Annotated in this window: 17 protein-coding genes, 1 pseudogene and 1 riboswitch; of the genes and pseudogenes, 5 read left to right on the forward strand and 13 right to left on the reverse strand. The window is 62.3% G+C overall.

What is annotated here, in order from left to right; all coding sequences use genetic code 11:
• The first annotated feature begins 4 nt into the window (after window positions 1-4).
• Both AC1DLV_RS16405 and AC1DLV_RS16410 read left to right on the forward strand, forming a co-directional pair.
• Complete coding sequence (locus AC1DLV_RS16405) at window positions 5-589, forward strand: nitroreductase family protein (protein ID WP_476800892.1); 585 nt, start codon at window positions 5-7, stop codon at window positions 587-589.
• Window positions 590-593: 4 nt separating this feature from the next.
• A complete protein-coding gene (locus AC1DLV_RS16410) occupies window positions 594-1,199 on the forward strand; it encodes a flavin reductase family protein (RefSeq protein WP_476800891.1) in 606 nt (201 codons plus the stop codon).
• Here the strand turns inward: AC1DLV_RS16410 and AC1DLV_RS16415 are convergent.
• Both AC1DLV_RS16415 and AC1DLV_RS16420 read right to left on the reverse strand, forming a co-directional pair.
• A complete protein-coding gene (locus tag AC1DLV_RS16415) occupies window positions 1,196-2,071 on the reverse strand; it encodes an HpcH/HpaI aldolase/citrate lyase family protein (protein WP_476800890.1) in 876 nt (291 codons plus the stop codon). The two genes, AC1DLV_RS16410 and AC1DLV_RS16415, sit on opposite strands and share 4 nt — an antisense overlap.
• Before the next feature lie 4 nt (window positions 2,072-2,075).
• Window positions 2,076-2,528 (reverse strand): MaoC family dehydratase, encoded by a 453-nt coding sequence (locus AC1DLV_RS16420; RefSeq protein WP_476800889.1) that lies wholly within the window; start codon window positions 2,526-2,528, stop codon window positions 2,076-2,078.
• A gap of 148 nt (window positions 2,529-2,676) precedes the next feature.
• Here AC1DLV_RS16420 and AC1DLV_RS16425 point away from each other — a divergent pair, with 148 nt between their 5' ends.
• A complete protein-coding gene (locus AC1DLV_RS16425) occupies window positions 2,677-3,798 on the forward strand; it encodes a DUF2336 domain-containing protein (protein WP_476800888.1) in 1,122 nt (373 codons plus the stop codon).
• A 14-nt stretch (window positions 3,799-3,812) separates the two neighbouring features.
• On the opposite strand, the gene parE is transcribed toward AC1DLV_RS16425, so the two are convergent.
• Window positions 3,813-5,873 carry a DNA topoisomerase IV subunit B gene (gene parE / locus AC1DLV_RS16430; RefSeq protein ID WP_476801032.1) on the reverse strand — a complete coding sequence of 687 codons (2,061 nt, stop codon included), beginning with the start codon at window positions 5,871-5,873 and terminating at the stop codon, window positions 3,813-3,815.
• Between the two features lie 932 nt (window positions 5,874-6,805).
• Between parE and AC1DLV_RS16435 the strand changes: the two are divergent.
• Window positions 6,806-7,141: pseudogene (locus tag AC1DLV_RS16435) on the forward strand (GGDEF domain-containing protein); the annotation flags it as partial.
• A 266-nt stretch (window positions 7,142-7,407) separates the two neighbouring features.
• Here AC1DLV_RS16435 and gcvP read toward each other — a convergent pair.
• The 10 genes from gcvP to AC1DLV_RS16485 all read right to left on the reverse strand — a co-directional run bounded on the left by gcvP (window position 7,408) and on the right by AC1DLV_RS16485 (window position 17,115).
• A complete protein-coding gene (gene gcvP, locus AC1DLV_RS16440; RefSeq protein WP_476836187.1) occupies window positions 7,408-10,218 on the reverse strand; it encodes an aminomethyl-transferring glycine dehydrogenase in 2,811 nt (936 codons plus the stop codon).
• Between the two features lie 14 nt (window positions 10,219-10,232).
• A complete protein-coding gene (gene gcvH / locus AC1DLV_RS16445; protein ID WP_395447006.1) occupies window positions 10,233-10,601 on the reverse strand; it encodes a glycine cleavage system protein GcvH in 369 nt (122 codons plus the stop codon).
• A gap of 5 nt (window positions 10,602-10,606) precedes the next feature.
• Window positions 10,607-11,707: a glycine cleavage system aminomethyltransferase GcvT gene (gene gcvT, locus AC1DLV_RS16450; RefSeq protein WP_476800886.1), complete on the reverse strand. Its 1,101-nt coding sequence runs from the start codon at window positions 11,705-11,707 to the stop codon at window positions 10,607-10,609.
• Between the two features lie 148 nt (window positions 11,708-11,855).
• Window positions 11,856-11,942, reverse strand: a riboswitch (glycine riboswitch).
• 147 nt (window positions 11,943-12,089) lie between these two features.
• Window positions 12,090-12,881, reverse strand: a complete 792-nt coding sequence (locus AC1DLV_RS16455; protein WP_476801031.1) for a molybdopterin-binding protein — start codon at window positions 12,879-12,881, stop codon at window positions 12,090-12,092.
• Between the two features lie 16 nt (window positions 12,882-12,897).
• Window positions 12,898-13,773: a cytochrome b/b6 domain-containing protein gene (locus AC1DLV_RS16460; protein WP_476800885.1), complete on the reverse strand. Its 876-nt coding sequence runs from the start codon at window positions 13,771-13,773 to the stop codon at window positions 12,898-12,900.
• Window positions 13,774-13,892: 119 nt separating this feature from the next.
• Window positions 13,893-14,546: a DUF1345 domain-containing protein gene (locus tag AC1DLV_RS16465; RefSeq protein ID WP_476800884.1), complete on the reverse strand. Its 654-nt coding sequence runs from the start codon at window positions 14,544-14,546 to the stop codon at window positions 13,893-13,895.
• Window positions 14,543-15,031, reverse strand: a complete 489-nt coding sequence (locus AC1DLV_RS16470; protein WP_476800883.1) for a YaiI/YqxD family protein — start codon at window positions 15,029-15,031, stop codon at window positions 14,543-14,545. The genes AC1DLV_RS16465 and AC1DLV_RS16470 overlap by 4 nt, the downstream gene beginning before the upstream one ends.
• Before the next feature lie 151 nt (window positions 15,032-15,182).
• Window positions 15,183-15,674, reverse strand: a complete 492-nt coding sequence (locus AC1DLV_RS16475) for a GNAT family N-acetyltransferase (RefSeq protein ID WP_476800882.1) — start codon at window positions 15,672-15,674, stop codon at window positions 15,183-15,185.
• The gene (locus tag AC1DLV_RS16480) at window positions 15,674-16,801 is read right to left on the reverse strand and encodes an S-(hydroxymethyl)glutathione dehydrogenase/class III alcohol dehydrogenase (protein ID WP_476800881.1); all 1,128 of its coding nucleotides are present in this window, start codon (window positions 16,799-16,801) and stop codon (window positions 15,674-15,676) included. Before AC1DLV_RS16480 ends, AC1DLV_RS16475 begins: the two co-directional genes overlap by 1 nt.
• Before the next feature lie 50 nt (window positions 16,802-16,851).
• Entirely contained in the window at window positions 16,852-17,115 is a 264-nt protein-coding gene (locus AC1DLV_RS16485) for a hypothetical protein (RefSeq protein ID WP_476836195.1), read from the reverse strand.
• Here AC1DLV_RS16485 and dnaE point away from each other — a divergent pair.
• The gene (gene dnaE, locus AC1DLV_RS16490) at window positions 17,023-20,553 is read left to right on the forward strand and encodes a DNA polymerase III subunit alpha (protein ID WP_476800880.1); all 3,531 of its coding nucleotides are present in this window, start codon (window positions 17,023-17,025) and stop codon (window positions 20,551-20,553) included. The two genes, AC1DLV_RS16485 and dnaE, sit on opposite strands and share 93 nt — an antisense overlap.
• Window positions 20,554-20,707 lie beyond the last annotated feature (154 nt).

Raw genomic sequence — 20,707 nt, forward strand, 5'->3', positions numbered from 1 at the left:
CGCCGTGCCATCGCCGATCATCGATTTTTTGCTGACCCGCAACTCCGCCCCCATTCCTGAGCTGCGCGCGCCAGCACCTTCGGACACCGAGATCGAGACCATGTTGCGTGCCGCAACCCGCGTGCCCGATCATGGTCGCCTGGAGCCTTGGCGTTTCATCATCTATCGCGGCGACGCGCGCATCGAGGTTGGCAAGAAGCTGGCCGAGCTTGCCGAACGCCGCGAAGGTCCGCTTGCCGAAGGCCGCCGTAACCAGGAGCTTGCCCGTTTCTCGCGCGCACCGCTGGTCATCGGCGTCGTGTCGAGCCCCAAGCCGCATGCCAAGATCCCGCAATGGGAGATGTTCCTGTCGGGCGGTGCCGCCGCCATGAACCTCGTCATCGCCGCCAATGCGCTGGGCTATGGCGCGAACTGGATCACCAACTGGTACTCCGACAACGAGGAAGGGCGTGCGCTGCTGGGCCTAGCTCCGCACGAGCGCGTCGTAGGCTTCATCCATATTGGCAGCTATGATGGCCCAGCGCCCGAGCGGCCGCGTCCTGATGTAGCCGGGCTCTATTCCGACTATGCGGGTCCTTGGGAAGGATAGGCAATTGTTCTACGAGCCGTCGAAAGGCCACGGCCTGCCGCATGACCCGTTCAAGGCGATCGTCTCGCCGAGGCCGATCGGCTGGATCTCGACGCTCGGCAAGGACGGGGCGCTCAACCTCGCGCCCTATTCGTTCTTCAACGCGTTCTCCAGCAATCCGCATCTGGTCTGGTTTTCGTCGGAAGGACCAAAAGACAGCGCCACCTTCGCGGCCGAGACAAAGGAATTCGTTGCCAATCTCGTTGGCCGCGATCTGGCCGAGAAGATGAACCGAAGTGCGGTCAATGCGCCGCGTGGCGTCAGCGAATTCGGATATGCCGGCTTGACGCCCGCACCATCGCTACTGGTCGCGCCGCCGCGCGTTGCCGAGGCACCCGCCGCACTCGAATGCAAGGTCACCGAGATCTTTCGGCCAAAGGGACTGGATGGCAATGACGCCGGCGTTTTCGTGGTCATTGGCGAGGTCGTCGGTGTCCATATCGACGAGGCGTTCCTGACCGATGGGCTGTTCGACACGGTCAAGGCCGGCAATGTCGCGCGCCTCGGCTACATGGACTATTCGACCGTTGACGCGGTGTTTTCGATGCGCCGCCCGCGCTGGGAAGATTAGATACCAGCCGCTCTTGCGCGTGCCAAAAGGCGCTCGGCGCGGCGCAGATGTGGGCGGTCATACATCTGGCCATCAATGCCAACGACGCCGGGATTACCGGCCGCCCGAAAGGCCGCGACCACGGCGTTTGCGTGTTCGACGGCTTCAGCTGACGGCGTGAAGGCTTCGTTGATGACGGCGACCTGAGCAGGATGGATCGCCATCTTGGCGGTAAAACCATCGCGCTCGGCGTCCAGGCATTCATCACGCAGACCTTTGGCGTCTCGGAAATTTACAAAGACGGTGTCGATCGCTGCGACATCAGCCGCAGCTGCACCCAGCACAGTCATTGCCCGTGCCAGTCTGAATACGTCGGTGTAGCGGCCACCGCTGTCGCGCGTGGTGCGTGCGCCGATGGCAGCTGACAGGTCTTCGGCACCCCAGGTCAGGCCAGCCACCCGGGCGCTTGCGCCAGCATAACTCCCTGTTGCCAGAACGCCGGCGGCCGTTTCCGTGATGATCGGAATGATGCGGATCGCACCGTCCGGCAGGCCGTTTTCGGCCTCGTGCACACGCAGCTTGGCGGAGAGGTGCTGGACGTCGGCGCCTGAGTTCGACTTGGGCAACATGATGCCATCGGGCGCGACCGGCACGATCGCCTTGAGGTCGTCGTCGGAAAGTCCTGTCGCAAGGTCGTTGATGCGAACATAGATCGCAGCACGCGTTTCGCTGCGCTGGCTCGCGATGAATTCGGCAGCAACGGCGCGCGCATGCGCCTTGTTGTCGGATGAAACCGAATCCTCAAGGTCGACGATGACCACGTCGGCGCCGGACGAAAACCCGCGCTCAAGCTTCTTTTCCGAATCGCCAGGAACAAACAGCAGGGAGCGCATCGCTTCAGGCTGCCTTCTTCTTCATCATGGCCTGGCGCTGGCATTTGGCGACCAGCGCACCATCCTGATTATAGGCGCGATGCAGGAACTCGACGATGCCGCGGTCTGATTTCGATTTCGATTCGCGCACCGACAGGATCTCGGTTTCGACGCGGATGGTGTCGCCATGAAAGACCGGATGCGGGAAGGTGGTTTCGGTCATGCCGAGATTGCCGATCGTCGTGCCGAGCGTCGTGTCGTGCACCGAAATGCCGATCATCAGGCCGAGCGTGAACAGCGAATTGACCAGCGGCTTGCCCCACTCGCTCTTGGCGGCGAAGTCGAAATCTATGTGCAGCGGCTGGGCATTCAGCGTCATTGTCGAGAACATCATGTTGTCGCTCTCGGTGACGGTCTTGGTGAGTTGATGCCGGATCACCTGACCAACCACGAATTCTTCGAGATATAGTCCGGCCATCGGCATTTCCTCCAGTTGTCAGGGCTTGATAGGCGCTGCCACCGCAAGCGGCAAGCGGGTTAACGGATATGGTGAACCGTTCGTAAACCTTTTCTTCCTAGGGTCGATTCTGGGGATTGGCATGGGTTGCCGGGGGCGAAAAAAGCGAATGGTTGTCTCGCATTTTCTGCGATGGATCGACACGGCCAAGGTGAGCGAACGGGCCGCTGCCGCGGCAGCTTTGGCGAGCGCCTATGTTAACCGCGAGATGCCTTTCGAAGACCGCTGTGCCGCCGAAGCTGCCTTGACGTTGCTGCTCGACGATCCGTCGTCGAAGGTGCGCCAGGCGCTGGCCGAGGCGCTGTCGATGAGCATGCACGCGCCGCTTCAGATCATATCAGCGCTTGCCTCGGATCAGCCCGACGTCGCGGCCATGGTCATTGCGCGTTCGCCGTTGCTGACCGATGCCGATCTGATCGACCGGGTGGCTTCGGGCTCAACCTCCATCCAAAAGCTTGTCGCGGACCGGGCCGTTGTTTCGATGTCGCTTGCAGCGGCCATCGCCGAGGTCGGCGAGGCTGACGCTTGCGTCGTCCTGCTGCAAAATTATGGCGCCAACATCGCCTCGCTGAGCTTCCGGCGGATCGCAGAACGTTTTGGCCATAATGCGCGGGTACGCGAGGCACTGGTCGCCGATCCGCGCCTGCCGTCCGATTGCCGGCACCTGCTTCTGGTCAAGCTCGGCGAAGCCTTGAGGGCCTCGCCCTTCGTCATGGCCTTGATGGGCGCTGCGCGCGCCGAAAAAGTGACACGCGACGCCTGCGTCAAGGCTTCGCTGACGCTCATCGAAGGCACCCGCACCGATGAGCACATGGCGCTGGTCGAACATCTGCGTTTGCGCGGCGACCTGACCGCGAGCTTCATCATCCGCATCCTTGCCCACGGCAAGGTCGACTTCTTCGGTGCCGCTATGGTCGTTCTGACGGGCCGCGACGAGCCACGGGTGAGGGCGCTGCTGTCAGCAGGGCAGGACGTCGCGCTGACCGCACTTTTCCGCTCCGCTGGCCTGACTGAGGCGACACATGCGATCATCCTGCGGGCGCTGAAGGTCTGGCGCGAGGTTGCCAATGGCCGCCGCATTGCCGGCGCCCAGGAAGTCAGCTGGTTGATGCTCAAGGAATTGGGCGGCCAGTCGGCTCATGGCGAACTGGCCGGATTGGTGAAATCGATCCATCTCGAAGCACTGCGCGAAAACGCGCGTGGCCATGCACTGGCGATAGCGGCTGCCTGAGCAGCCGGTGCCGCTCAGATATCCAGCACTTCTGTCTGCGCGAATTCGGCGCGGTCCTGGATGAAGCGGAAGCGGGCTTCCGGCTTGGTGCCCATCAGCGCATCGACAGCCGACTTGGTGGCGTCTTCTGCATCAAGTACGTCGACCCGCAGAAGCGTGCGCTTCTTGGGGTCCATCGTCGTTTCCTTGAGCTGGCTCGCCATCATCTCGCCAAGGCCCTTGAAGCGGCCGATCTCGACCTTGCCGCGCCCGTTGAACTCGGTGCGCAAGAGCTCTTCCTTGTGGGCGTCGTCGCGCGCGTAGCCGACCTTGCCACCCTGGCGCAGGCTGTAGAGAGGCGGCACCGCCATGTAGAGATGGCCGTCGCGGATCAGCTGGGGCATCTCCTGGTAGAAGAAGGTGATCAACAGCGAAGCGATGTGGGCACCGTCGACGTCGGCGTCGGTCATGATGATGACGCGGTCGTAGCGAAGGTCTTCGTCGCGGTATTTCGAGCGTGTGCCGCAGCCAAGCGCCTGGATCAGGTCGGCGATCTGCTGGTTGGCGGTAAGCTTGTCGTGGCCAGCACTGGCGACGTTGAGAATCTTGCCGCGCAACGGCAGGATCGCCTGCATCTTGCGGTCGCGCGCCTGCTTGGCCGAGCCACCTGCCGAGTCGCCCTCGACGATGAACAGCTCGGCACCGGCGGCGGCATTCTGCGTGCAGTCGGCGAGCTTGCCGGGCAGGCGCAGCTTGCGCACGGCGCTCTTGCGCGAAACTTCCTTTTCCTGGCGTCGGCGCACGCGCTCGTCGGCGCGCGCGATGACCCAGTCGAGCAGCTTGGAAGCTTCCTGCGGATTGTCGGCAAGCCAGTGATCGAACGGATCGCGGATCGCGGTCTCGACAAGCCGCATGGCTTCGACGGTCGCCAGCTTGTCCTTGGTCTGGCCGACGAATTCTGGTTCGCGGATGAACACCGACAGCATGCCAGCTGCCGAGATCATCACGTCTTCGCTGGTCATGATCGAGGCGCGCTTGTTGCCGACGAGGTCGGCATAGGCGCGCAGGCCACGCGTCAGCACGTTGCGGAAACCCATTTCGTGGGTGCCGCCGTCGCCGGTCGGAATGGTGTTGCAATAGGAGTTGATGAAGCCGTCGCCGCCATACCAGGTGACGGCCCATTCCATCGCGCCGTGGCCGCCCTGCTTCTCGGTCTTGCCCGAGAAAATCTCGCGGGTGACCTGCATCTCGTCGCCGAGCGAGGCCTTGAGATAGTCGCTGAGACCACCGGGGAAGTGGAACACCGCCTTGGCCGGCGTCTCGTCCTTTTCCTTCAGTAGCGCAGGATCGCAGCTCCAGCGGATTTCGACGCCGCCGAATAGATAGGCCTTGGAGCGCGCCATCTTGTAGACGCGGGCCGGTTCGAAATGCGCCCCCTTGAAAATATCAGGATCCGGGTGAAACCGCACCTTTGTGCCGCGCCGGTTGTGCACGTCGCCGAGGTTCTCCAGCCCGCCTTGCGGCACGCCGCGCGAGAAGCGCTGGCGATAGAGCTGGCGGCCGCGCGCGACCTCGACTTCAAGCTGGTCGGACAAGGCGTTGACCACCGACACGCCGACGCCATGCAGGCCGCCTGACGTTTCGTAGACCTTGGAATCGAATTTGCCACCGGCGTGCAGCATCGTCATGATGACTTCGAGCGCCGACTTGTCCTTGAATTTCGGATGTGGGTCGACAGGCATGCCGCGGCCGTTGTCGGTGACGGTCAAGAAGCCTTCGGCATCGAGATCGACCTCGATGAAAGTCGCATGGCCCGCGACGGCCTCGTCCATCGAATTGTCGATGACTTCGGCGAAGAGGTGGTGCAGCGCCTTTTCGTCAGTGCCACCGATATACATGCCTGGACGGCGGCGCACCGGCTCCAGCCCTTCCAGAACCTCGATGTGGCTGGCGTCATAACCTTCGCTGCCATCCTTGGCGGCCGGTGCGGGGCGCTTGGCTGCTGCTGCAGCCTGCACCAACGGATCCGCCGGGCGGGAAACGGGGCGGGGAGGCTGCTTGTCGAGGCTGCCAAAAAGATCGTTGCTATCGTCCATGCTCAATACGGTTTTTCCGATGCTGCGAATCAGTTTGCCAAGTGTGCCAGTTTTGCCAGCATCGCAATAGAAGTTCCTGATATGTTCGTGCGACACGTTGTCGGATGCGACCGCGCAACGCAACCATTCGTAAACGCTATCCAAAATTGGCGGTTCACCGTGACCGATGATCTCGCCTTTGGCGGTTGCTGGGCGGCAAAATGATTAATAACTGCTAGCCGATCAACTAAACAAGATGGCGGGGGCGCCTCGTGCTCGATTTCGGTTCCCTTCTGCTCGCGACGGCATTGTCCGGCGCCTGTCTGAGCGGAACCATGCTTGCTATCTGGCTGACCGCGCGTCAGGCGAATTTCGTTCTCACGATGGCGGCCGGAATACTACTTCTCGTCGCCCATGTCATCGCCTTTTGGCAATATGGCCGCGCCGCAGAGCCGTGGCTCGCCCAATTTGTGTTGGCAACGCTTGTGGCAGGTTTCTTCCTGATCTTTTGTTCTACGGGCCAATATCTCGACAAGACCAGCTACAAGGTTGTGGCATTGCCGGTGACGGCGCTGATGCTTTTGATCGCCGTCGTTACGGCCGCCGGTTTCGATGGCATGGGGTTCGTGATTGCGTATTCCACGGTGGCGGTTCTGCTTGTCATGATCGCCGGCGCATTCTGGATCACCAGAACCCATGACTGGCGCATTCTTGCCGCCGTTACGATGCTTGCGGGCAGCTGTGCGGTCTCGTTTGCCCTTTGTGCCCTGGTCCCGGCTGCAAATGGGCAATGGACGCTTGATGGGACTCCTGACAACTGGGCCGAGCGGTTGAACACGATCGTCGCCGTCGCCTGCATGACGGTCGTCGGTGCCTTGACGATTTCACTTCACCATTTGCGCACCCACAACAAGCTTACGGCGGAGGCGATGACTGACCCACTGACCGGGCTGATGAACCGTCGGGCTTTGAGTACCCTGTACGGAAACACCCTGTTTGGACCTTCGATGGCGGTAGCCATGTTCGACATGGACCATTTCAAGCGCACCAACGACGTCTTTGGTCATCCCGTTGGCGACAGGGTGCTGCAGCGCTTTGCCGAGGTGATCAGGGAGCATGTACACAATGGCGTGGACGGCTTTCGCCTCGGCGGCGAGGAATTCGCCATCGTCATGTCGAGGATCGGCGAGGACAAGGCCAACGAGCTTCCGCGTGTGATCGGCGCTGATTTCGCTGCCGAGATCGTTGCGACCAGGCTCGGGCCGCTTCGCAGCACCGTCAGTGTCGGCATCGGCTTTGGTCAGGAACAAGGATCGACCTTGGAGGAGGTGTTGGCCGCTGCCGCGCAGCACTCTACGAGGCCAAACGCGCCGGCCGCAATCGCGTCGCTACAGCCAATTCGTCAGGCCTTGCGGGGGCGCATGCCCCCGAACTCCTGTCCGCCTAAGCCTAGCGCTCCATTCGGCGGGGCCGTCGTCCAAGACAGTATGACCGAAACTCACAAAAAGAAGCGGCCGGACAAAGTGTCCGGCCGTTTCGTATACTTCGAGGCAGCTTACTCGGCGGCGCCGAGATACTCGCTCAGCGGCGGGCAAGCGCAGACCAGGTTGCGGTCGCCGGCGACATTGTCGATGCGCGACACTGGCGGCCAGTACTTTGCCACAGTGTCGGGATCGCCGCCCGGATAGGCCGCTTCGAGGCGCGAGTAGGGGTGCTTCCAATCCCCAACCAGCGTCTCTTTCGCCGTATGCGGAGCGTTTACCAGCGGATTGTCATCCTTCGGCCACTCGCCCTTTTCGACCTTCGCCGCTTCGCCAGCGATCGCGATCATCGCCGCGCAGAAGCGGTCGATCTCGTGCTTGGGCTCGGACTCGGTCGGCTCGACCATCAGCGTGCCGGCAACCGGCCACGACATCGTCGGGGCGTGGAAGCCGTAGTCGATGAGGCGCTTGGCGATGTCTTCGACCGAGATGCCAGCGGTTTCCTTGAGCACGCGGGTGTCGAGGATGCACTCATGCGCGACACGCCCGTTGCGGCCCTTGAACAGCACCGGATAGTGCGCCTCAAGCTTGCTGACGATGTAGTTGGCATTGAGGATCGCCTGTTCCGTCGCCTGCTTGAGGCCCGAGGCACCCATCATCCGGATGTACATCCAGGTGATCGGCAGGATCGAGGCGCTGCCGAAGGGAGCTGCCGACACCGCATGAGCGCTGCCGATTTCGACGTGGCCGGGCAGGAACGGCGCAAGATGCGACTTGACGCCGATCGGGCCGATGCCGGGGCCGCCGCCGCCATGCGGAATGCAGAAGGTCTTGTGCAGGTTCATGTGGCAGACGTCGGCGCCGATGTCGGCCGGCCGTGACAGTGCGACCATCGCGTTCAGGTTGGCACCGTCGAAATAGACCTGACCGCCATGCGCATGGACGATCTCGCAGATGTCGCGCGCGCCTTCCTCGAACACGCCATGCGTCGAGGGGTAGGTGAACATCAGTGCCGCGAGCTTGTCGGCATGCTGCTCCGCCTTGACCTTGAGGTCGGTGACATCGATGTCGCCGTCGTCGAGGCAGTGCACGACCACCACGTCCATGCCGGCCATGGCGGCACTTGCCGGGTTGGTGCCATGGGCCGAAGACGGGATCAGGCAGATGTTGCGCTGCGTCTCGCCACGCGAATGGTGATAGCGGCGGATCGCCAGAAGGCCGGCATATTCGCCCTGGCTGCCGGCGTTCGGCTGCAGGCTGACAGCGTCGAAGCCGGTGATCTCGCAAAGCCATGCTTCGAGATCGTCGGTCATCGCGCGGTAGCCGAGCGAATGGCTGGTCGGCGCGAACGGATGCAGGTTGGCGACCGACGGCCAGCTGACCGGCATCATCTCGGCAGCCGCATTGAGCTTCATGGTGCAGGAGCCGAGCGGAATCATCGCGCGGTCGAGCGCCAGATCCTTGTCGGCCAGCCTGCGCAGCAAGCGCATCATGTCGGTTTCCGAGCGGTTCTCATGGAACACCGGCTGGGTCAGGAACTCCTTGCCGCGTGGCTTGCCTGGCAGCGAGCGCTTGGCCTCGGCTGCGACCTTGGCGCCGAACAGGGCGGCGATCGCTTCGAGGTCGGCAACCGTCGAGGTCTCGTCGAACGCAACCGAAACATGGTCGGCGTCGATGACACGCAGCAGGCGACCGGTCTTCTCGGCCTCGGTGGCAAAGGTTTCAGCCTTGCCCTTGGCGTTGATGGTGACGGTGTCGAAACGCTTGTCGCCAACCACTGACAGACCGGCGTCCTTCAGGCCCTCGGCGAGACGGCTCGTCAGGCCATGGATACGTTCGGCAATCGCCTGCAGCCCCGATGGGCCATGCCAGATGGCGAAGGACGCGGCCATGTTGGCAAGCAACGCCTGGGCGGTGCAGATGTTCGACGTCGCCTTGTCGCGGCGGATGTGCTGCTCGCGCGTCTGCAGTGCGAGGCGGTAGCCGGGACGGCCCTTGCTGTCGACGGACTGGCCAACGAGGCGGCCCGGCATCAGACGGGTCAGCTTGTCGGATACGGCACAATAGGCCGCGTGCGGACCGCCAAAGCCCATCGGCACGCCAAAACGCTGCATCGAGCCGGTGGCGATGTCGGCGCCGAGGCTGGCAGGCGTGTCGGTGACCGTCAGGCTAAGCGGGTCGGAGACGAAGATGACGATCGCGCCGACTGCCTTGGCCTTTTCGATCGCCGCCTTGTGGTCGCCATAGACACCGTTGGTGTCGGGCCAGGAAACGATCAGCGCCGCGGTGTTGTCGTCGATGGTCTCGCCGTCGATCTCGGTGCCGAGCGGCTCGGCGCGGGTGCGCACGACGTCGAGGACCTGCGGATGCGCAGCCCCGGCAAGGGCGACGCGGCTGCGCTTGTCACGATGATGGCGCAGTGCGATGCCGACAGCTTCGGCGACCGCGGTTGCTTCGTCGAGCAGCGAGGCGGAGGCAACGGGCAGGCCGGTCAGTTCGGCGACCAGCGTCTGGAAATGGAACAGCAATTCCAGGCGGCCCTGGCTGATCTCGGCCTGGTAAGGCGTATAGGCAGTGTACCAGGCCGGGTTCTCGAACAGGTTGCGCTGGATGACCGGGGGCACATTGACGCCGTGATAGCCTGCACCAATGAAGCTCTTCAGCACCTTGTTGCGGCCCATCTTCTCGCCGAGCTCGGCTAGTGCTTCATGTTCGCTCGCAGGTGCCGGCAGCGCCAGCGGCCGGTCGAGCCGGATCGACTTCGGAACGGCTTGCGAAATCAGCGTTTCCACCGAAGGCACGCCGATTGCGGCGAGCATGGCGCGGGTATCCGCCGCGCCGGGCCCGATGTGACGAGCCGAAAAGGGGTAAGGTGCAGTGGTCATCTCAGGCGATCCTGTCAACCGATATGGGCTTTGTAGCCCGCTTCATCCATCAGGCCTTCGAGCTGGCCGGCATTGGCGATCTTCATCTTCCACAGCCAGCCGTCGCCGGTGGCTGCCGAATTGACGAGTGCCGGATCTGAAGAGAGCGTTGCATTGGCGTCGATGATCTCGCCGTCGAGCGGCGCATAGACGTCCGAAGCTGCCTTGACGGATTCAACGACAACCGCGACGTCGCCCTTGGCGACCTTGCGGCCGGTCTCCGGCAGTTCGACGAAAACGAGGTCGCCAAGCTGTTCCTGGGCGTAGTCGGTAATGCCGACCGTTGCGATGTCGCCCTCGACGCGCAGCCATTCGTGATCTTCGGTGTAATAGGTCTTGGTCATGGAAATCATCCTTTGCGATAGCGATGCTGCGTGAAGGGAAGAGAATGAACGTCGACGGGCACCTTGGTGCCGCGCACGTCTGCGAAGACGCGGGTTCCGGCCTTGGCGAGCGGCGTTGAGACGTAGCCCATGGCGACCGGGAAGCCAGCCGATGGGCCAAAGCCGCCTGACGTGACGCGGCCGATCGGATTGCCGTCGGCGTCAAAGAGTTCAGCACCTGAACGGACCGGCTGGCGGCCCTCGGGCTTCAAGCCAACGCGCTTTTCCTTGGCGCCTTCAGCGAGGATTTTGGCCAGAGCCGCAGCGCCGATGAACTTGCCGTCAGCGCGCAGGTCCTTGGGTATCGCCCACATCAGGCCGGCACTTGCCGGGTCGGTATCGGGTGTGATGTCGTTGCCGTGCAGGCACAGGCCAGCTTCAAGGCGCAGGCTGTCGCGGGCGGCAAGGCCGATCCACATGACGCGCTCGTCGCCGAGCAGTTTGCCCAGCAGTTCGCGGGCGTCGGCTTCCGGCAGGCCGATCTCGAAACCGTCCTCGCCGGTGTAGCCCGAACGGCTCATGAACCAGTTGGCGCGGGGCTCGAAGCCCTGCATGAAAAACAGGTCGTCGGTGTCGATGCCGGCTTGTCCGAGCACCGTAGCTGCTTCCGGGCCCTGAATGGCGATGAAGACGCGGTCAAGCGGCTCGACCTTGGCGTTGAAATCCTTGGCCAGAGCGCGCAGATGCGCTTCGTCGGTTGCGGCATTGCCAGCGTTGGCCACCACCATGAAACGCTCGTCGCCGAGCCTGGTGATGATCAGGTCGTCGATGACGCCCGCGCTCTCGGTGAGGAAGAAGGTGTATTTCGACTGCTTGAATTCAAGTGCCTTGGCATCAAGCGGGCAGGCCCGGTTGAGCAGGTCGGCAGCACCTGGGCCGCTGACCACGAACAGCTTCATGTGGGAGATATCGAACAGGCCGACATGTTCACGCGTGTGAAGGTGTTCCTTCATCACGCCGGCAGGGTAAGTCAGCGGCATGTTCCAGCCGGCGAAGGCGCCAAAGCGCGCACCAGCGGCGGAATGCAGGTCTGCAAGGGGTAGTTCGTTGGTGTTGTCGCCCGTCATGTCTTCTCCAGAGTCGCACGTGTCCAGCCGCTGCGGCGGCCATTCCGTGCCCCTCTGTCTGAAGCCTGAGAGACTCGCGCTCCGGAACTCTGTCGGCAGCGCTTACACCTTCGGCGCGGGATCAAAGTCCCGACTTTCCAGAGTGTCTTTCCCGTCTACGGTTCTTTTGCCTGAGAGATTTCGGGCGATTTCCCCTTCGGCGACAGCTTCCGCTGTTCTCTCCCGCAAACAGGTAGAGCCCGCAAAGGCCCTCGACGAGTCGTCAATATCCCAAGCACGACGCTTTGTCACCTAGACGCGCAGTGCTTATTCACCGGGAGGATAGTCCTATCCAATACTTCCGGGTAGTGGCGGCGAGGACCCCACGATCGGACGATCGCCGTCATATGCCGCCATACCAGTCGTAGCCGCGGTCTTCCCAATAGCCCCCCTTGCCGAGGCCCATGGGCCCAAAGCTGTCGACCAGTTCGATCTTGTGGAGGTATTTCGGCATCTTGTAGCCGAGCTGGCGCTCGACCCGCACGCGCAGCGGCGCCCCGTTTTCCACCGGCAGCGGCCCACCATTCATGCCATAGGCGAGGATCGTTTGCGGATGGCGCGCGTCGATCAGGTCGATCGAGCCGTAATATTTGATGTCGCCCGACAGGCTTTGCTCGATCGTATCGAGGCAATGGAAAACGACATAGCGCGCCTCAGGCTTGACCACCGCCTGGTCGAGCACCAGCGCCATCGGCACGCCGGTCCATTTGGCGATGCAGCTCCAGCCTTCGACACAGTCATGGCGGGTGATCTGGGTGCGCGAGGGCATGTCCATCAGTTGTTGCCGCGACAGTGACAGCGGCTTTTCGACTAAGCCAATGACCTCTAGCCGCCAATCGGAGAAATCGTTGGACTGGAGCCCCAAATAGACGCCGTCGTTAGGCGCGGTGATGCCGTTCGGCCGCTGCGGCTGGCGGATGTCTGCCTCGGTGAATTCCTGCGCCAGGGAGTTGCGGCCGGCGATCAGTCTTTGAGCTTGGTAGGTCAGATCGTTGGCACCCGTGAGGAAGTTGCGCACGCCGCTGTCGCGGTCCTGCAGGAAGTCGAAGGCATCGCAGCCAGACAGCGCAACGGTCGATGCCCCGAGCGTGGCTGCGGTGAGGAAGCGCCTGCGGGTAAGCTGGAACTTTGGCATGTCCAATTTGGGCATCTCATTCGCTCCCTTTGGGGCGGTCGTTTTCAGCCGGATCGGTACGATACCAGCCGGTGACGATCGAGCGCAGTTCGTTAATCGGACCGGCGGCGAGGATCATCAGCATGTGAACGATGAAGAAGCCGACGATCAGCAGCATGGTGATGAAATGGATGGTGCGTGCTGTCTGCCGTCCACCGAACAGGTCAGTGAGGAACGGGATCGCGGCGTTCATGCTCGGCGACATGGCGAGCCCGGTCAGGATCATCAGTGGCAGCAGCACGAACAACACGCCGCCATAGGCGAGCTTCTGCAGGGTGTTGTAGTCGCGGCTGTGATGGAATTTCAGCCTTGCGTGGTCGGAGATGTCCTTGGGCAGCCGGCGCAGGTCATCGACGCCAGGCGCGAGATCGCGGCGCAGATGACCGTTGAACAGGCTGGCAATGAACCAGACGAGCAACGTTGCGGACAAAAGCCAGGCGAAGAAGAAATGCACTACTCGACCCGTAGCCAGGTCCTGGCCGGACGGGATGGTAGCCCACGCTGGAAAGGCGCGGCCGCTCGGATTGTCGGCCGGACCGGAGAGACCAAGCACGCCCGTCGTGTTGAACCGATGTCCAAGAACTGTCGTGTAACCAACTGGTCCAGTTGCGGTATCTTCCGCGGAGATGGTCAGCACATCGTTGCTGAAAGCGAAGCCGGACTGCTTGCCGATATAGAGTGCGGGGTGCGCATTGAAGATCTGCAGGCCGCTCAACAGCAGGAAAAACAACGATAGCGCCCAGACCCAGTGGGTGACGCGTGTCCAGCGCGTTTGCCGGTAGACGAGTTCGCCATCGGCGATCGGCGCGGGCTGCTCATCCGCCTGCTGCGCTGTGCGTGCCTGGCTTTCCATCGCACCTGATCTCCCGTGGCCTCAGCCATCGCGGGACGTCATTTTACGCCCCTTCGGAAGTGATTACGCTTGGAGATTGGCTTTTGTTTCGCCGTTGCGATGATATTCGCGTGAGCCGGTCAACTGGCCAGTGAAACCACGAGATTGACCGCGGCAGCCACGATGATGGTGTTGAAGAAGAACGACAGGACCGAATGGGCCATTACAGCCTTTCGCATCACCGTGGTGGAGATGTTGGTGTCGGCGGTCTGGGCGGTCATGCCGATGACGAGGGAGAAATAGAGAAAATCCCAGCCGCAAGGGCGCTCGGTATCGGGAAATATCAATCCGCCGACCGGAATGCGGCTGCGTGTTGAGGTCGTTTGGTTCTTGTCGCCTTTCCAGAAGAGGTGGGCATAGTGCAACGCCGCCATGGCATGGATGGTGGACCAGCCCAATGGCAATGACAGCAGCGAAAAGGCAAGCCAGTAGGGATGCGGGCTCTGCTTCGCGTTCATCAGTACAAACAGCGATCCTACCGCCACTGCAACGATGCCGATGGTGACCAGGAAGATGATCCAGACAGGCTCGTCCGCCTGCTGGGCACGCCGGCTCAGGAAGTCGGCCGTCAGCTTCGGCATTTCGCGCAGCACCAGGAAAATATAGGCCACGAAGAAAGCATTGGCGGCAATTGCATAGCTCAAGGGATGTTGCAGAAACAAAGCCGCACCAAGTGCGATCAAGCCGACAGCGGCGCTGGCCGCGAAAATGAAATGTCGGCGAAACCGCATCATGCGGGCGCACCTTTGCCGGAAGGAACCGACCGGAGCGCCCGTCGTGCCGCCTGGTCAAGGGCGCCCAGAAAGCGCGAGCGATCCTGTGGCGCGAAAGATGCGTTGTAGCCCTTGCTCTCGCCGGTTTCGCGTAGATGCTGCTTGAGGTCGCGCATGGCCACTGCCATTCCGATGCTTTCGGGCGTGAACGGCCTGCCGGTGGGGCCCAGTACATGGGCGCCAAGCGCTACAGCTCTGGCAGCCAGCGGAATGTCGGCGGTGACGACGATGTCGTTGGCGCGCGCATTCTCGACAATCCAGTCGTCGGCTGCGTCCGCTCCCTTGGAGACGACGACGTTGCGGATCATCGGGTCGCGCGACGGCCTGAGGCCGCCATTGGAGACGAAGGTGACGATAAGGTCCAGCCGTTCAGCGACCTTCACCACCTCGTCTTTAACCGGGCAGGCGTCGGCATCGACATAGATGATGGGGGCATTTTCGGTCATTTCAGGCATGGTTCCGGGAGAGGATATCTTTGGCTATGGTCGGGCTTCGAACAGAGGCCGACCATGGCACATCTGATCAATCACGAACAATGGGCCGAAAAGGCCGATGCCTGGCATGGCAAGTTCCAGGGTGGCGCCGATGGCGTGGACGTCAGGCCTGACTTTGAGTTGTCGAGCCGGTGTGCGACTTCTGACGCAGCATGTCGATATGGGGGATATCGTCTTCCAGATATTCCTCCGACACCGTCTCGAAGCCGAACGACGCATAAAACTTCTCGAGGTGGCTCTGCGCAGAGAGCTCGATAGGCCGGTCCGGAAACAGCCGTTCGCAGGCGGAGATGGATTCCGCCATCAGCTTTTCGCCGAGGCGCTTGCCGCGATGGTCGGGCGACACGACGACCCGGCCAATTTGGGCCGGGTCCTCGACGCCGAACGGCGCGATGATACGTGTGCTCGCCAGCAATTCCGTGCCGGCAAGCAACCTGAGGTGCAACGCCTCAGGATCCTTGCCGTCCATTTCGGGGAATGCGCATTTCTGTTCAACGACGAAGACGTCGATGCGCATCTTCAGCATCGCATAGAGGTCGCGTGGGGGCAGGTCGTCCAACCCCCTGACGTCGACCTCGTATGCGACCTCGCTCATCAGTAGACCACGACGCTCCTGATGCTCTCGCCGGCATGCATCAGGTCAAAGCCCTTGTTGATGTCTTCGAGCTTGAGGGTGTGGGTGATCATCGGGTCGATCTGGATCTTGCCCTCCATGTACCAGTCGACGATCTTGGGCACATCGGTGCGGCCGCGCGCGCCGCCGAAGGCGGTGCCCTTCCAGGTCCGGCCGGTGACCAGCTGGAACGGACGCGTGGCGATCTCCTGGCCAGCACCGGCGACACCGATGACGATGCTTTCGCCCCAGCCGCGATGGCTGGCTTCGAGCGCCTGGCGCATCACCTTGACGTTGCCGGTGCAGTCGAAGGTGTAGTCGGCGCCGCCGATTTGGTCGGCACCACGCTTGGTCATGTTGACGAGGTAAGGAACGATGTCGCCGTCGACCTCCTTCGGGTTGACGAAATGCGTCATGCCGAACTTTTCGCCCCAAGCCTTGCGGTCATTGTTGATGTCGACGCCGATGATCATGTCGGCACCGGCAAGGCGCAGACCCTGCAGCACGTTGAGGCCGATGCCGCCCAAGCCGAAGACGATCGCAGTCGCGCCGATCTCGACCTTGGCGGTGTTGATGACAGCACCAATGCCGGTGGTCACGCCGCAGCCGATGTAGCAGATCTTGTCGAACGGCGCGTCGGGATTGACCTTGGCGAGCGCGATCTCGGGCAGCACGGTGAAGTTCGAGAATGTCGAGCAGCCCATGTAGTGGAAGATCTTGTCCTTGCCGATGGAAAAGCGGCTCGAGCCATCCGGCATCAGGCCCTGGCCCTGGGTCGCGCGGATGGCGGTGCAGAGGTTGGTCTTGCGGCTGAGGCACGACGGGCACGAGCGGCATTCGGGCGTGTAGAGCGGGATGACGTGGTCGCCCTTCTTGAGCGAGGTCACCCCCTTGCCGACATCGACGACGACGCCCGCACCCTCATGGCCGAGAATGGCTGGGAAGATGCCTTCGGGATCGGCGCCCGACAGCGTGAACTCGTCGGTGTGGCAGATGCCGGTCGCCTTGATCTCGACCAGCACCTCGCCCTCGCGCGGCCCTTCGAGGTCGACCTCCATGATCTCAAGCGGCTTTCCAGCTCCTACGGCTACGGCGGCGCGGGTTTTCATGGCGATGTTCCTTCAAGAGAAATCAGGGGCAAAAGTTCGGCGGCAAGGTTTCAGGTTTTGCCGAGGCGATCAACCGCGAAGGCGACGCAAAGCGGTCGTAAAGCGGCGACCGCGATGATACTCCACAAGCCGTTGCCGGCGCGACCCCTTGCGGGATGGACATGGCAGCGGGCGTGGCGGAACATGGCGGCCGAAATCTCCCTTGCAAGGCAAACGATTCGATGTCGAGTGACAGGCTCCCACGCGATCCGCTCAAGCGTGAAGCGTTGAAAAATGCAGAAAAGCCAGAGGTTTCGGCGCGGATGTTCATTCATCTTCGCGTCCATTCTGCCTATTCGCTGCTTGAAGGCGCCTTGCCGCTCAACAAGGTCGTCGCCCATGCCGTAAAAGATGCGGCGCCAGCGATTGCCGTTACCGACAGCAATAATTTGTTCGGTGCGCTCGAATTCGCCCAGAAGGCGACCAAGGACGGCATACAGCCACTGATCGGATGCCAGGTCGATATCGACTTTGCAGATGGAGGCGACGACACCCAGCGCAGCCATGGCTGGAAGCAGGCGCTCGTTTTGTTCCCTGTCGTGCTGATCGCCGCGACCGAGACCGGTTACGCCAATCTCGTGCGGCTGGTCAGTCGGCTCTATCTGGAGACGCCGCCAGGCGATCCAGTCCATGCGACGCTCGATTGGCTTGCAGCTTCGGCCGAAGGCATCATCTGCCTGACCGGCGGGCCGCGTGGACCGATCGGTGCCGCGATCAAGAGTGACCACGCGGCACTCGCCGAAAGCCGCCTGCTGAGCCTGAAGGCGTTGTTCGGCGACAGGCTCTATGTCGAGCTTGAACGGCTGGCCGGCTATGACCGCGTTGTCGAGGCGGCAACCATTGAGCTTGCCTATCGCCACTATCTGCCGCTGGTCGCCACCAACGAGGCATTTTTCCCGGCGCGCGCCGACTATGAGGCGCATGACGCGCTCATCGCCATCGCCGAGGGTTCGGTGGTCGCCGAAGACAATCGCCGACGGCTGACGCCCGACAATTTTCTCAAGTCGCAGAAGGAGATGGCGGAGCTTTTTGCCGATCTGCCTGAGGCGATTGACAACACGGTAGAGATTGCCCGCCGCTGTTCCTACTATCCCAAGAACCGCGATCCGATCCTGCCGCGCTTCACTGGTGGCGACATCGCCGATGCGGCTGCCGCGGTTGCAGCGGAGGCCGCGGAGCTGACGCGGCAGGCGCATGAGGGGCTTGCCATGCGCATCGCCTCGCGCGGCTTGGCCGAAGGCTACACACCAGAGCAATATACCGAGCGGCTGGAATACGAGCTCGGCATCATCGAGCGCATGAAGTTTCCGGGCTACTTCCTGATCGTTGCCGACTTCATCAAATGGGGAAAGATGCAAGGCATCCCGGTCGGTCCCGGTCGTGGTTCTGGTGCCGGTTCGCTGGTCGCCTATGCGCTCACCATCACCGACGTCGACCCTTTGCGTTTTTCGCTGCTGTTCGAGCGTTTCCTCAACCCCGACCGCGTCTCGATGCCCGACTTCGACATCGACTTCTGCCAGGACCGGCGTGAAGAGGTCATCCGCTACGTCCAGGGCAAGTATGGCCGCGAACAGGTCGGCCAGATCATCACATTCGGCACGCTTCAGGCTCGCGCCGTGCTGCGCGACGTCGGCCGCGTGCTGCAGATGCCTTATGGCCAGGTCGACAAGCTGTGCAAGATGGTGCCGCAGAACCCGGCCAATCCGGTGACCCTGGGACAGGCCATCGAGGGCGAGCCGCGCTTTGCCGAAGAAGCCGAGCGCGAGCCGATCGTGCAGACGCTGCTCGACATGGCCCAGAAGCTCGAAGGGCTCTATCGCCACGCCTCGACCCATGCCGCCGGCATCGTCATCGGCGACCGGCCGCTGTCGGAACTGGTGCCGATGTACCGCGATCCGCGCTCGGACATGCCGGTCACCCAGTTCAACATGAAATATGTCGAGCAGGCCGGGCTGGTGAAGTTCGACTTCCTTGGCCTGAAGACCCTGACGGTGCTGCAAAAGGCGCTGTATTTCATTAGCCGGCGTGGTGTCGATATCGACCTGGCTCTGATCCCGCTCGATGATCCGCTGACCTACGCCATGCTGTCGCGCGGCGAGACCGTCGGCATCTTCCAGGTTGAAAGTGCCGGCATGCGCAAGGCGCTGATCGGCATGAAACCCGACCGCGTCGAAGACATCATCGCGCTGGTGGCGCTCTATCGTCCCGGCCCGATGGAGAACATCCCGACCTACAACGCCCGCAAGCATGGCGACGAGGAGATCGCCTCGATCCATCCGATGATCGACCATCTGGTGAAGGAGACCCAAGGGGTCATCGTCTACCAGGAACAGGTGATGCAGATCGCGCAGGAGCTGTCGGGCTATTCGCTCGGCGAAGCCGATCTTCTACGCCGCGCCATGGGCAAGAAGATCCGCGCCGAGATGGACAAGCAGCGCGAGCGCTTCGTCACCGGTGCGATGGAAAAGGGCGTCTCCAAGCCCCAATCCAACTCCATCTTTGATCTGCTCGCCAAGTTCGCCGACTACGGCTTCAACAAGTCGCACGCCGCTGCATACGCGATCGTTTCCTACCAGACGGCGTATCTCAAGGCGCATTACCCGGTCGAGTTCCTCGCTGGGTCGATGACCTACGACATGTCGAACACCGACAAGCTCAACGACTTCCGCCAGGATGCCATGCGCCTTGGCATTGATGTTGTGCCGCCCTCGGTCATGACCAGCTTCCGCGACTTCGAGGTCGGCGAAAAGAAGATCTTCTACTCGCTCGCCGCCATCAAGGGCGTGGGTGAGGCCGCGGTCCAGCACATCGTTGCCAAGCGCACGGAAAAGCCTTTCGCCAGTCTCGCCGATTTCTGCGAGCGCATCGACCCCAAGATCGTCGGCAAGCGTGTCTTTGAAAGCCTGATCATGGCCGGCGCCTTCGACTGTTTCGGCTATGAGCGCGCTGCACTGATGGCCGGCATCGAGCGGATGATGGGCCTGGCTTCGCTGGCGCATGAGAACGCCACGCTTGGCCAGTCCGATATTTTCGGCAGCGCTTTTTCTGGCCAGGCGCCGGTGCTGCATCTGCCGCAGGCCGATGCCTGGCTGCCGGCGGACCGGTTGCACCGCGAGTTCCAGGTCGTCGGCTTCTACCTGTCGGCGCATCCGCTCGACGAGTACAAGTCGGCACTCGAAAAGATGCGTGTCCAGAACTGGACCGATTTCGCCGCCGCCGTGAAGCGTGGCGCGACCGCCGGCCGCCTCGCCGGAACGGTCACGACCAAGCAGGAGCGCAAGACCAAGACCGGCAACAAGATGGGCGTCATCCAGTTCTCCGACGTCTCCGGGCAATATGAGTCTGTGCTGTTTTCGGAGGCGCTGGCGCAGTATCGCGACCTGCTTGAGCCGGGCAGGTCGGTGGTCATTACGGTCGCAGCGGAAGACCGCCCTGAGGGTGTCAATCTGCGCATCCAGACCGTGCAGTCGCTCGAGGACGAAGCGAGCCGGGTGCAAAAGACATTGCGCATCTTCGTGCGCGATGCAGCTCCGTTGAACATGCTGTCCAACCAGCTGACCGTGCGCGGCGAGGGCGAGGTCAGCTTCATCGTGCTCAAGGGCGAGGCGCAAGGCGAGATCGAGATCGAACTGCCCAACCGCTATCGCATCACGCCGTCGATAGCATCTGCGATGCGGGCCGTACCGGGTGTTGTTGAGGTGGAACTGGTCTAGTCGCGGGACCTGGCCATCGCGCCGAACGCTCTGCCCGCGGCATTGCACCCACCTCCGGATTTGGCTGCGGCGAGAGCACGTCGCAAGGTTCTTTGCCGATGCCAACCGAGGGCGCGTTGCGGGCAGCAACCTATACTGGTACTTTAGCTTCTGC

The organism is Aminobacter sp. 01T433, assembly GCF_056398585.1.

What these genes read in the sequence shown, in the direction of transcription:
- gcvT (WP_476800886.1), bottom strand. Translation starts at nt 11,707, where the DNA reads ATGACGGGCGACAACACCAACGAACTACCCCTTGCAGACCTGCATTCC.
- gcvH (WP_395447006.1), bottom strand. Translation starts at nt 10,601, where the DNA reads ATGACCAAGACCTATTACACCGAAGATCACGAATGGCTGCGCGTCGAG.
- AC1DLV_RS16480 (WP_476800881.1), bottom strand. Translation starts at nt 16,801, where the DNA reads ATGAAAACCCGCGCCGCCGTAGCCGTAGGAGCTGGAAAGCCGCTTGAG.
- AC1DLV_RS16460 (WP_476800885.1), bottom strand. Translation starts at nt 13,773, where the DNA reads ATGGAAAGCCAGGCACGCACAGCGCAGCAGGCGGATGAGCAGCCCGCG.
- AC1DLV_RS16425 (WP_476800888.1), top strand. Translation starts at nt 2,677, where the DNA reads ATGGTTGTCTCGCATTTTCTGCGATGGATCGACACGGCCAAGGTGAGC.
- parE (WP_476801032.1), bottom strand. Translation starts at nt 5,873, where the DNA reads ATGGACGATAGCAACGATCTTTTTGGCAGCCTCGACAAGCAGCCTCCC.
- AC1DLV_RS16455 (WP_476801031.1), bottom strand. Translation starts at nt 12,881, where the DNA reads ATGCCAAAGTTCCAGCTTACCCGCAGGCGCTTCCTCACCGCAGCCACG.
- AC1DLV_RS16465 (WP_476800884.1), bottom strand. Translation starts at nt 14,546, where the DNA reads ATGATGCGGTTTCGCCGACATTTCATTTTCGCGGCCAGCGCCGCTGTC.
- AC1DLV_RS16415 (WP_476800890.1), bottom strand. Translation starts at nt 2,071, where the DNA reads ATGCGCTCCCTGCTGTTTGTTCCTGGCGATTCGGAAAAGAAGCTTGAG.
- AC1DLV_RS16475 (WP_476800882.1), bottom strand. Translation starts at nt 15,674, where the DNA reads ATGAGCGAGGTCGCATACGAGGTCGACGTCAGGGGGTTGGACGACCTG.
- dnaE (WP_476800880.1), top strand. Translation starts at nt 17,023, where the DNA reads ATGTCGAGTGACAGGCTCCCACGCGATCCGCTCAAGCGTGAAGCGTTG.
- AC1DLV_RS16470 (WP_476800883.1), bottom strand. Translation starts at nt 15,031, where the DNA reads ATGACCGAAAATGCCCCCATCATCTATGTCGATGCCGACGCCTGCCCG.
- AC1DLV_RS16485 (WP_476836195.1), bottom strand. Translation starts at nt 17,115, where the DNA reads ATGAATGAACATCCGCGCCGAAACCTCTGGCTTTTCTGCATTTTTCAA.
- AC1DLV_RS16420 (WP_476800889.1), bottom strand. Translation starts at nt 2,528, where the DNA reads ATGGCCGGACTATATCTCGAAGAATTCGTGGTTGGTCAGGTGATCCGG.
- gcvP (WP_476836187.1), bottom strand. Translation starts at nt 10,218, where the DNA reads ATGACCACTGCACCTTACCCCTTTTCGGCTCGTCACATCGGGCCCGGC.